Source organism: Verrucomicrobiota bacterium, assembly GCA_037139415.1.
Classification (GTDB): domain Bacteria; phylum Verrucomicrobiota; class Verrucomicrobiia; order Limisphaerales; family Fontisphaeraceae; genus JBAXGN01.
This window is the reverse complement of record JBAXGN010000235.1, coordinates 1-10533: the sequence shown is the minus strand read 5'-3', so window position 1 is coordinate 10533 and position 10533 is coordinate 1. Positions and strand designations below refer to the sequence as shown.

General features: G+C 53.5%; 10 protein-coding genes. 2 read left to right on the top strand and 8 right to left on the bottom strand.

All coding sequences use genetic code 11. The features are described from left to right. Positions 1-81: 81 nt before the first annotated feature. The 8 genes from WCO56_26585 to WCO56_26550 all read right to left on the bottom strand — a co-directional run bounded on the left by WCO56_26585 (position 82) and on the right by WCO56_26550 (position 7241). Positions 82-621, bottom strand: coding sequence for a hypothetical protein (locus WCO56_26585; GenBank protein ID MEI7733168.1), 540 nt, complete (start codon positions 619-621; stop codon positions 82-84). A gap of 342 nt (positions 622-963) precedes the next feature. Further along, the gene (locus WCO56_26580) at positions 964-1293 is read right to left on the bottom strand and encodes a hypothetical protein (protein MEI7733167.1); all 330 of its coding nucleotides are present in this window, start codon (positions 1291-1293) and stop codon (positions 964-966) included. Positions 1294-1441: 148 nt separating this feature from the next. Further along, positions 1442-2515 (bottom strand): AAA family ATPase, encoded by a 1074-nt coding sequence (locus tag WCO56_26575; GenBank protein MEI7733166.1) that lies wholly within the window; start codon positions 2513-2515, stop codon positions 1442-1444. After that, positions 2512-3339: a hypothetical protein gene (locus WCO56_26570; GenBank protein ID MEI7733165.1), complete on the bottom strand. Its 828-nt coding sequence runs from the start codon at positions 3337-3339 to the stop codon at positions 2512-2514. The genes WCO56_26575 and WCO56_26570 overlap by 4 nt, the downstream gene beginning before the upstream one ends. A gap of 294 nt (positions 3340-3633) precedes the next feature. Next, positions 3634-4974 (bottom strand): hypothetical protein, encoded by a 1341-nt coding sequence (locus tag WCO56_26565; protein MEI7733164.1) that lies wholly within the window; start codon positions 4972-4974, stop codon positions 3634-3636. Further along, positions 4971-5588 (bottom strand): hypothetical protein, encoded by a 618-nt coding sequence (locus WCO56_26560; GenBank protein ID MEI7733163.1) that lies wholly within the window; start codon positions 5586-5588, stop codon positions 4971-4973. Before WCO56_26560 ends, WCO56_26565 begins: the two co-directional genes overlap by 4 nt. Before the next feature lie 3 nt (positions 5589-5591). Beyond that, a complete protein-coding gene (locus WCO56_26555; GenBank protein MEI7733162.1) occupies positions 5592-5846 on the bottom strand; it encodes a hypothetical protein in 255 nt (84 codons plus the stop codon). A 195-nt stretch (positions 5847-6041) separates the two neighbouring features. Next, complete coding sequence (locus WCO56_26550; GenBank protein MEI7733161.1) at positions 6042-7241, bottom strand: tyrosine-type recombinase/integrase; 1200 nt, start codon at positions 7239-7241, stop codon at positions 6042-6044. Between the two features lie 603 nt (positions 7242-7844). Between WCO56_26550 and WCO56_26545 the strand changes: the two genes are divergently transcribed. Both WCO56_26545 and WCO56_26540 read left to right on the top strand, forming a co-directional pair. Further along, positions 7845-9344, top strand: coding sequence for a class I SAM-dependent DNA methyltransferase (locus WCO56_26545; protein ID MEI7733160.1), 1500 nt, complete (start codon positions 7845-7847; stop codon positions 9342-9344). Then, a complete protein-coding gene (locus WCO56_26540) occupies positions 9341-10435 on the top strand; it encodes a DUF6236 family protein (protein ID MEI7733159.1) in 1095 nt (364 codons plus the stop codon). Before WCO56_26545 ends, WCO56_26540 begins: the two co-directional genes overlap by 4 nt. Positions 10436-10533: the final 98 nt, after the last annotated feature.

The following is a 10533-nucleotide window of genomic DNA, read 5'->3' as shown; positions in this document are numbered from 1 at the left end:
GCGTAGGGTGTCCTGTAGCGTAGGGTGTCCTGTAGCGTAGGGTGTCCTGTAGCGTGGCGTGCCTTGGGGGCGCTTGATGGTTCACGGGGTGCCTCCTTGCGGTTGGGCGGTAGCGTTTTCCGGTTTGTTCCACTCGCTTTTTGCCATTTCCCGCCAAATCTCCGCCAATTCCTCGCGCACGATCGGTTCAGCCTGGGCCGGATCAGGGGCCATCCTGGCCAACATGATTATTCGTGATGTAGAACTGAATGTGCGCGTCTTGGCAGCGGAAATAAATCTGGCCATCACCCGGCACACCGACGATTTCGGCAGGTACTCCTTGCGCAGAATTGATAATTGGAATGCAAGTTTCTCGTTTTGAAGCCGGACGTTTTCGTCTCGGAGCGTGGCTTGTTGCGGGTCATCCGCGCCAACGTCCGCCACGGCGGCATTCTCAGCAACCCATTTCTGAGTGGCCGAAATAGACCATCGGCCATTCGCGCGCGGCGGTGGAAAGCCTGGCAGTTTTCGCCAACGGTGGATTGTCTGGCGTGAAACGTTCAACGCACGGGCAAGTTGCGTTTGGTTATCCGCCCAAACGGATGGCGGAGCGGTGCCATTATTCGTTGGTGGTTTTTTCATTGGATTTCATCCTTGGGGGGCTTTTGTATCGTGTAACACTTCAAAATTTTCCCTACCTAACGCGCATTCCGCGCTGAAAATTGACCTGCCTTCCTGGGGGGCCTTTAAAAGATTCCTTACCCCGTCTGGCCGGGCGTGACTGTCCGCCACGATGGCCAGCGCCGCGCGCCTTTTGACGCTGGGCAGGTCCGGCGATTGCTTCCCGCCTATGATGACCGGGGCAGGTGCGCAGCCTCTAACGGCCAATAGGACCGCGACTAGGATTATCAGGGTGCGCGGTTCGTTGGGTAGGGTGGAGGTTTTCATATTGTGACAGGTGGCGGTAGCGGCCAGGTGTCAAGTTCATCTAGTCCACATTTCAACCACTTCATTTAGTTGGCGCTGAATTTCGAGAAGTGTCTGGTGTTCATCGGGGTCGTAGCCGTCCTCGCAGGCTTTCCGGTGGGCTCGCTGCAATGCCTGGCCGCATAGCGCAAGGTCCTTGGCAACCCGGCTGCGCATCTTCCACCCGGTTCCCGCCGGGTAGGTTTTACCATCGGAACCAAAACGACGGTCTTGGCTCGGCAGCGTACCAGCATACAAGTGACGGCGCGCGGTGCGCAGACTCACCTTGTATTCCGTGGCAACCTGCCGAATTTGTTCGGGTGTAATTCCGTGTGGGTTGGGTTTCATGTGACAGGTGCAAACTATTGCAAGGTGTCAAAAGAATTACTTTGCAGGGTGGCAGGGTTGGCTATGGTTCGTGTTTTCATGGGTTTTGAGTTTCTGGACTTGAAAAAACGCTTAGTCCAGTAGTCCAGTATACTACGTATTACTGGACTTACTGGTCTTTTAAGTCTTTTTTATGGCTTTCTGGACTTTCAAGACTGATGCTATATCGCTCCTTGTCATCCCGGTTAAGCTGTCCTTGATTGACCAACTCGCGCAATAGTTCATAGAACTTAGCCCGACTCATCCCGGTGGCACTGCAAACAGCCTCTTTCAAAGCTCCAGCGGTGGTTTGTTTCTTCCGTTTGGGCCAGTTGTCGAGGATCATTTGTGGGTTGTAGATTGCTTTCCGTCCGGTCTGTGCTTGGTGTAGGTCTGCCGGGTTCAGGGAGTCATTGACGCGCATTAGCGGAAACATCCACGTTGCAACAAACGGCGCGACGGGCGGGTGATTGCGCAGCACACAGTCAATGGTGAAGCTGTCCGCCTCTTGGTGCCGGGTCAAGGTCAGTATGGAGTCAGGATCACGGGCGAACACACCAGAGCCCGATATGCGGTCAATGCTTTCCTTTGCGGCTTGGTTCCCTTTGCTGAAATGCGCAGCAAACGCCACGGCGGCACCAGTCTGGACGGCCAGACTTTCAATGCCGTGCATGACTTCGCCAATGTCCCCGGCTGAATTCTCGTCTCTGCCGGCCATGAGTTTGTAAATCGGGTCCAGCACGATCAAAACATAACCGCGTTGCTTGGCGCGTTCACTGATACGCGGCAGCAGCTCGTCAAACGAGGCGCAGTGTCCCCGCAGGTTCAGCACGTCCAGCACACCGCTACGCACGGGAATGTTTTTGGCGCTGGCAATCGCTTCAATACGACGGGCGAAGAAATACGGTTGAATCTCGAGGTTGACGAACAACACCAGACCGGGCCGGGTCTTGAAGTTCAGCCAGGGCTCGTTATGCGATACGGCTATTGCCAGATCGGTCAGGCACCAAGTTTTATTGGTTTTGGATGAACCGCCGACAACCATCTTGGCACCACGATGCAACACACCGCAGACAACCTCATCCGGGGCGGGCGTGGTGTCAGCTACCAGCGCGGAAGCGTCTACCACGTCCGGCAGCGGTGGCGCCGGGGGCGGTTCGGTGGTGGTGGCTTTCAAATCGGGAACGGGTAAAAGTTTGCTCATATCAGGGAAGGGTTGTAGTAGTTGACGGTTTGACGAGTGCCATTGTCGCGAAAAGCGTTGGGCGTGCGCGTCATTTGGATAGGTGAAGCCATTGGTGTATCCGCTCCCAATGATGTGGCATACTTGAAAAATCTGGTCACGTCGGCCTCGGCTTCCCCGACTACGTTGTACCACCCGTGCAAAGATTCGCTGCCGGAAAACACCACCAACACCAGCGGTGCGAACCTCGCAAGGTGCCAATGGATTGCGGCTTGCTGGTCCAGTGTGCCCTTGTCCTTGTCAAATTCCACGACCTGAAACTTGCGCTGTCCGATATTTGTCAACGATCGTTCCGACGGCTTGCCATCCGCCGTGATACCCCATTGTTGAACCATGGGTGATTGCGTAACGAGCGGGAAAGTTTCCAGTGGATAGTGTTTGATTAAATGACTCAGTGGCCGGGTGATAAATTTGTATACGGTCTCGCCCATGCACACCAGCGGATCTCCCGGAAATAGTTGCTGCAAAAGCTCAGCGGTGTTGTCCACGGGGTCAACGCGGATCGGTGACAATTCCAATAGATCGGCCTGCCGTGGGCCATCGGCGACAATCTCAGCGACGGCTTGCGGATTGTACGCGGGCCATCGTGGTGGTGGTGGTGGCGGTGGTGAACATTGCCGTTGCGGGCTGTACCGGGTCCGGCGTCCTTTGGGTTTCCAAGCGCACGCGGCAGAATTGCGGATAGCGTCGTTAATTTCCCGACGCGTAACGGTCCGTCCGCAGTTGGCGCTGGCACGCGCCAGGAGTGCCTCTGTGATGTCGGGCTGATAAAACGGGTGAAGCACACGGGCGCACTTGAAAAGCCAGATATGAACCCCTTGTCCTGCCGCGGGCGGGGTGTTTAGTAGGTCACGAATAAAACGGGGTAAATCATTCAATGATCGGCGCCCCTTTCCGTTTGTTTCCGAAATACCGAATTGCAGGTTGTCCTGGCCGCCACCCCATGCGGATAAGCCGGGCAATTTTCTGCTTTTCGGTGCCGGTGAGTTTTGACCATCCGTTTTTACTTTTCACGCAGCACCTCCACGTGACTTGACGGTGTGGCATAGGCGGTCGCGCGGTCAAAGATAGTCATAATTTTACGGCCTATTCCCTGACGTTGGCCCCGGCAGTTTGCCTGATATTTCCCGCAACGTGTTCAGCGTCTCTTGGGCAATATTCAGCATGGGGTTGAATTGAACGGTGGACGTTGTGAACAGCCCCACCGATGCCAGGCTGTCAGCGGAAAACGAATCCGGGCTCTTTTCTTTCTTCAACTGGTTTTCGAGCCCTTGCAACTTGGTCTGCTCCGCAATCAACCGGTTTTCCATTTCATCGCGGATCTTGTTCAACTCATATTCGCGCGATTTGCCGGTGATGTCTTTGAGTCGCTTTTGATCCTCATCGGATAGCTCGGGCTCATTGTCGGCCCCGTGCATTTTATCCTCAAGCTCGGCAATCTTGTTTTTGCGCAGCTCAACCTCTTCCTCAAGGGACTTGCGCCGTTCATCCTCTGGCATGGCTGCCCGTTGGGCGGCCCGCAATGACTCCATTTCATCCTCGCGCTTACGGTCTTGTTCCTCACGCTGCTTTTTCAGCACGGCGTCGAAACGGTCTGATTCAATTTCAGATTGTGCGGACTCTTCAGCGTGTTTTTTGGATCTCTCGTTGACCGCGTTTTTATACTGCGGTGACATCGTTTTTTTAATCTGAAGCCACTCCATGTCAGGAGATGCTGCAGTTGCTTCATGTGTGTCTCCCTCCCTGATATTTCTCACCGCCCGCACAAAATTTTTGGTTACTGATTTCCATAACCCCTTGAAAAATTCCTCCTGAGCGTGAAGTTCTTCAACCTCATTTGCATTGAACGTCACCTCACTATTAGGTTTGAATTCTTTGGCAGCGGAAATGTATTTTGCCCCCCTGTTTCCAACAATATCAATAAGCGCAGAACGGTCCTTAGTGCCAGCCATTAGCGCCCTACGAGCAAACTCACTCTCACCAAGTTTGGTTGAAATAATATCATCATCCGAAAAACCAAGCTTGGAAAGTTTTCCACGGGCGCCCACGTCCCCGTTCTTTGCGTCTTCCCGCGTCTGCCTGAGCTTTTCGAATACCGCCATAAATCCGCCCACGCTCAGCCCGGCCTTGCTGACCGCCTTTTCCCAGCGTTGCCAATCGTCTGTACTGGTGTCCAACTGCTCAGACATTTCCCGCAAATGGGAAGCGGTCTGCACGATATTTTCGATCAGCCCCTTGAACGCCTCGACGGTGAACATTCCAGCGATACCGCTAGCCAACCCTTTCCCGAGGCTTCCCCAAGAGTGCCCAACCTCGTGTGTGATGGAAGATGCAAACCCTTTGGCCTGCATCTTCGCTTGGTCAAGAGCTTGCTTGAACCCTGACGTGTTCAGCCCCAGTTGTACGCCTAAAAAATTCATAAAACCTCCTTTTTTGCCGTGATTTGCTCGTGGTCCTCGCGCGTGTAAAAAATCTTTTTCCACGCCAATTTATCCGTGCATTTCTCAGCGCAGCGCAACTCAGACACCGTGTAATAATCGTACCAGCGCGCCGGCAAGTACCCGCTCAATACCTCATGCTCAGAATACCCGGCAATCACTAGCCGGTTTTTTAACACCAGTTCCCAGGGGGCAGTGAGAGTTAGCCCTGGCGGCCCCGCATGGCTCCAGATGGGCGGATGACCATACCCGTCCGCCAGATACCGGCGAAACAGCAGCTTGGCGCGTTCAACGTCCCACTCAGAGAAACGGTTGCGTTTCCACCATGGCCCACGCAACTGCCGTTGCCAGCGCGCAAACTCCCGTGCCCATTGGCCGGCCAGCATTTGTTCCATGGTCACCCGGTACGGTTGTCCGCATACCGCCACGCCCAATAGTAGATCGGGCAGGCTAAAGGCGTCTGGCAATCCACCGCAAAGCGGAGACTCGAGACGTTTTAGAATCAAGTGGTGGCCGAGGCTAAATGGCTGCAGTGTAGTGCCGAGAATGCAATACGGCTCGGGGACAGTGGCGGCTGAGGTGGCAAATTTGAACATAAGTCAGGCAATAGAAGGGATCCCAGTTTCCAAAATATGCGTGAGGACTGATTCAGGAATGCGCCAACCCTTCCCAAGCTTGATTGCGCCTTTAATTCTCCCCTGGCGGCACGCAAGCCTTACCGATTCAGGATGCCAACTGATTGCGGCGGCGAACGCTTCAGGCGTCAACGCGATCAGGCGCGGGGACAGGTTGTTGTTTGTTGTCGACGCAGTTGTTTGCGTCGCCACGATGTTTTTATTTTTGCAAGTTCTCATATATATACGTGCGATGTCGCACGCTATACAACGGGGGACGTCACATTTCATGCCTATAAAAACGCGCGCAACGGCTTGCAACATTCTATTGCATAAGACTTTACAAGGTTTTAGGCGCGCGCGAAAAATGATTGCACACAAAAAACAGAAAGCCCCCCGGTGGTCAACCGGGGGGCGGGCGGGAATTGTGTGGTTTTACTTTTTGCCCTTGGGAGTGAGGGCCAGCATTTTGCCAATGTCTGGCGCAATCTTTTTGCGGTTTTCCACGTAATAAGATGCCGTAACCTGAAGGCTTGAATGGCGTAGCTGTTTGCTGGCTGTGAAAAGGTCGCTTTGCTGGGCAATGATGCTGCCAAACTCTTTGCGGAGCGTGTGAAGCGGGTTGTTGTTATCAATGCCCTTGGAGCGCAGCCAGGCTACGGCGCGGTCAACGCCATTGGGAGACGTGACGGCGGTATCGGGTCCGGTGCGTAGCGGTTCAAGTTCTGCAATCAGCCCGGCGGCAACATACACGCTCGCCTCACTTTCGGTGGTTTTGGGTGTCCAACTTCCCCCGGCGCTTACGTCAATTTGCCTTTTCTTGGCGTCAACGTGTTGCCACTTCAAATTAAGGATTTCACCTCGCCTGAGCCCGGCACCTATTGCCAAACAAATGGAGGCGTATGCGTCTGGATCATCGCCGCCCAATTCCTTCTTAGCCTTCCGCAATATCGTGGTCGCCGAAAACGTTGACCGATAACCGGGCGCTTTGGCACCCTTTGGCGTCTCTACGCCATCGAATGGTTTCGGGCTAGGGATCTTCACGCCTGCATTCTCGGCGGTCTGGATGGCAGCTTTGGCGCAGCGCAGATAGGTGGCCAGCGTGGTGCGTGCGGCGCGATCTGCCATAACATCCCCGGCGGTCTCACTCAGGCGGCGGGCAATGATTCCGCGCACAAATTCCGGGCGTATGTCATCCAACGGTAGCGCCTCCGCCTTGGCGCGATATGCCCGGCTGCCGGTTGGGCCGTAATCCTTCTTTCGCGCTTTCATGTCCAAAGCACGGGCAGCCCACCAGCGCAAGGAGCGGTCATAACTGCTGGCAGTGGCCGGGCGTAGGCCAGCGGCCTTGATGGCTCCCGTAACATCGCCCACAGTGGCCGCGCAACGTTCCTTTGCCCGCTCTGGATCCAATTCCATCAGGGCAGCATCCCAGCCCTTGGATAGCACATTGCTGTAGAAGGTGGCCGCCTTGGCCCCGGCCGCCTTGCGGTCACCAGTCACCAGGGGGATTTTGCGGCGCTCTCCGGCGTGCTGTATCTGTGCGTAAAAGCCGGGGCTGTCCTTGATGCGGAAAACCTTTTCTGCCCAGTATGCGCTGGAAAGCTTTGAGACCGTCTTTTCTGACTTTCTCACTTCTTTCTCACTTGTTTCGTTTGGCAAGATTGCAATGACGTTCGTATTCATGCGCAGAATTTAACGCATAAACCACGGTAAAACAAGGGTAAAACGAACTTTCTTTTAACTTGAATACAATGGCGTACAATCGTATAAAACCGGGCATTTTAGCGACTCATAATCGCTTGGTCGTAGGTTCAAACCCTACTGGGCCCACCATTCAAAATAGCACGGTAAAACACGTGCTAAAATGCTTCTTGCATGCTGGGAAAACTTGATTCATAAAAACCGCCACTTCAACATTTCTTCAACACTTTACCGGGGTTTTATAGCCATTCTGGTTTGCCCGCTTTGGGCGGCTTTTTCTGGGCTCACGAATTCCTTTGAAAGCCTGTCTTGAGGCAAAATTATCCTGGGTTCGCTAGATTTTAAGTTGCCCAATCAGCTTTGAGCGTGGTAAGGTCCGCCTGAATTTTTCCTATGGGTGGCTGTTTATGAAGTGGATTAAAACAAAGGTTGATGACGTTTTGAGTGGACTGGCTCTGGGGAAACAAAGCTGTTGTGTGTCGCCGTTTTTCCCGGACTCTGCCTTTCTGCCATGACTTCACCGCGATAAGCACCATGCCGCCCTCAGCCATCACCCTGTCGCAACTTGAATCCCATCTCTGGGAGGCAGCCAATATTTTGCGCGGCCCGGTGGACGCCGCTGATTTCAAGACCTACGTTTTCCCGCTCCTGTTCTTCAAACGCATCTCCGATGTCCACGACGAGGAATACCAATCCGCCCTCGCTGAAGCGGGAGGCGACGAGGAATACGCCTTGTTCCCGCAAAATTACCGCTTCCAAATCCCGGAAGATTGCCATTGGCGGGACGTTCGCGAGGTCCCTTCCAGCGTCGGTCAGGCCCTGCAAAAAGCCATGCGCGGTATCGAGAAAGCCAACCCCGAAACCCTTTACGGCATCTTCGGTGATGCCCAGTGGACCAATAAAGACCGCCTGTCCGATGCCCTGCTGCGGGACCTGATCGAGCATTTTTCCCGCATCAACCTGGGCAACCAGGCAGCCCAGGCAGACATCCTCGGCCAATCTTACGAGTACCTGATCAAAAAGTTCGCCGATGCCACCAATAAAAAGGCCGGGGAATTCTACACCCCGCGCTCGGTCGTGCGGCTCCTGGTGAATATTTTGGATCCCCAGGAAGGCGAATCCATTTATGACCCAGCCTGTGGCACGGGAGGCATGCTGCTGGAAGCCATCCACCATGTAAAAGAACACCACGGCGATGACCGCACCCTCTGGGGCAAACTCTTTGCGCAGGAGAAAAACCTCACCACCTCCGCCATTGCCCGCATGAACCTGTTTTTGCATGGCGCTTCAGATTTCCAAGTGGTACGCGGCGATACCCTTCGCCAACCGGCTTTCTTCTCCGGCGACAACCTGGCTACCTTTGACTGCGTCATCGCCAATCCACCTTTCTCGCTGGAGAAATGGGGTGAAGAGGTTTGGACCAGCGACCCGTACGGCCGCAACTTCGCCGGCATGCCGCCGGGCAAGAGTGGCGACTACGCTTGGGTGCAGCACATGATCAAGAGCATGGCACCAAAGACCGGGCGCATGGCCGTGGTCCTGCCCCATGGCGCCCTGTTCCGCATGGGCAAGGAGGGGGAGATTCGCCAGAAACTGCTTGGCATGGACCTATTGGATGCTGTGATCGGGCTTGGGCCAACCTTGTTTTATGGCACTGGGCTGGCGGCCTGTGTCTTGGTTTTCCGCCAGCGCAAGGCAAAGGACCGAAAGAACAAGGTCCTGATCGTGGACGCCTCAAAAGAGTTCAAGACGGGCCGAGCACAAAATGAACTCCTGCCCGAACACGTCGAGCGCATCTACGGTTGGTACCGCGCCTATAAAGGCGTTGCCGGTATCGCGCGAATGGTCGCCCTGGAAGAAATCGCCTCCAACGATTTCAATCTCAATATCTCGCGCTACGTCGAGCCGAAGAACGATCAGGAAGTCATCACGGTTGATGAGGCCATGAACCAGCTGCGTGCGAGCACTGAGGCGGCCTTTGAGACCGAGGGTAAGTTGATAACAATTCTATGCAAGGAAGGAATTCTCCAATGAGCCGCACAATACTCTACTATCCAAACATCGAAGTGCCAACCTCCGGAGTATGGATCAGGAAAGCGCTCTTGTACTGGGATCATGTAGCCTCGATTGTGCCAGGTAAATACATGGTGCATGAAGGATACAAGGAAATTTTCCAGTGGAAAAACAATGATCTCCAATACCTTTACGATAAAGGAATCTTCCGGGTACTGAACCCTGAGGAACTCGCATACAAAAAACCAAATGCACCACATCAACTTGCTGCCGAACTCAAGCAAGTTTTACCAAATTTAACAACAGGGACTCGTTTGCGCAAGAGCTGTAAACAAAGTGTCAAACAAAGATTGACGTCAGAGATCTACAAACAGAAAGTAAATCGCCCTACTTTTGAATATCTTCAGCAGCGTGGTCTTGCTGAGGAGCGCAACCTCACTCGCACGGATCAAACATGCTATTATTTTGATTCTGAAGTGGCCAATATCTATATGGCCCTTCTTGCCAAGTATCTTGCGAGCGAGGCCACAGACCTAACCGTTCCAGGAACCGATAATATGGGCCTCATTGAATCAAGCTATTGTCCGATTCCAGAAGCCGAGAAATCCCTGTGTGTTTCAGCGCATTTTAGAGATGTTCTTCCTGTGCCTACAGCCGATGTCACAATTCAGAAAATTCTTGAATTTAGGGCGAATTATCGGTTGGAACTCCTCGCCTTTCGACAACAGATGGATCAATTTGGAAAGCGGTTAACTGAATGTCAGAATACAGGGGAAATCAAGGTGCTGGTTGAGGGTTTTAAAGAGACCATTGAAAGAGAGTGCTGTATCCTAGGCCAGGCACTCAATACATCTAAAATCTCCACAGTGGTTGGATCACTCCAGGCATTTTTCAAGCCGTCTTCACCCACCATTCTAGGGGCAGCCGCTGTGATGGCAGGACTGGCCACATCCATCGCTACATTACCTGCATCCTTGATAGCTTGTGGTGCCATTGCAGCCGGGGCCATAGAAGTCGCCGCCTATCACATTAGGAAATCTGAGGAAGAACGAGCTTATATTGAGAAATCACCGTTCGCTTACCTGTTTCTTGCAAAGAATAAACTGGTTTAATAATAGAAATGTGAAGATTTCCCAACAACAACTCGAATCCTACCTCTTATATGTTCCCTGCGATGAATTTGATCACAAGCGTCATGATTGTCCGGCAG

What these genes read in the sequence shown, in the direction of transcription:
- WCO56_26585 (MEI7733168.1), bottom strand. Translation starts at nt 621, where the DNA reads ATGAAAAAACCACCAACGAATAATGGCACCGCTCCGCCATCCGTTTGG.
- WCO56_26580 (MEI7733167.1), bottom strand. Translation starts at nt 1,293, where the DNA reads ATGAAACCCAACCCACACGGAATTACACCCGAACAAATTCGGCAGGTT.
- WCO56_26575 (MEI7733166.1), bottom strand. Translation starts at nt 2,515, where the DNA reads ATGAGCAAACTTTTACCCGTTCCCGATTTGAAAGCCACCACCACCGAA.
- WCO56_26565 (MEI7733164.1), bottom strand. Translation starts at nt 4,974, where the DNA reads ATGAATTTTTTAGGCGTACAACTGGGGCTGAACACGTCAGGGTTCAAG.
- WCO56_26560 (MEI7733163.1), bottom strand. Translation starts at nt 5,588, where the DNA reads ATGTTCAAATTTGCCACCTCAGCCGCCACTGTCCCCGAGCCGTATTGC.
- WCO56_26555 (MEI7733162.1), bottom strand. Translation starts at nt 5,846, where the DNA reads ATGAGAACTTGCAAAAATAAAAACATCGTGGCGACGCAAACAACTGCG.
- WCO56_26545 (MEI7733160.1), top strand. Translation starts at nt 7,845, where the DNA reads ATGCCGCCCTCAGCCATCACCCTGTCGCAACTTGAATCCCATCTCTGG.
- WCO56_26540 (MEI7733159.1), top strand. Translation starts at nt 9,341, where the DNA reads ATGAGCCGCACAATACTCTACTATCCAAACATCGAAGTGCCAACCTCC.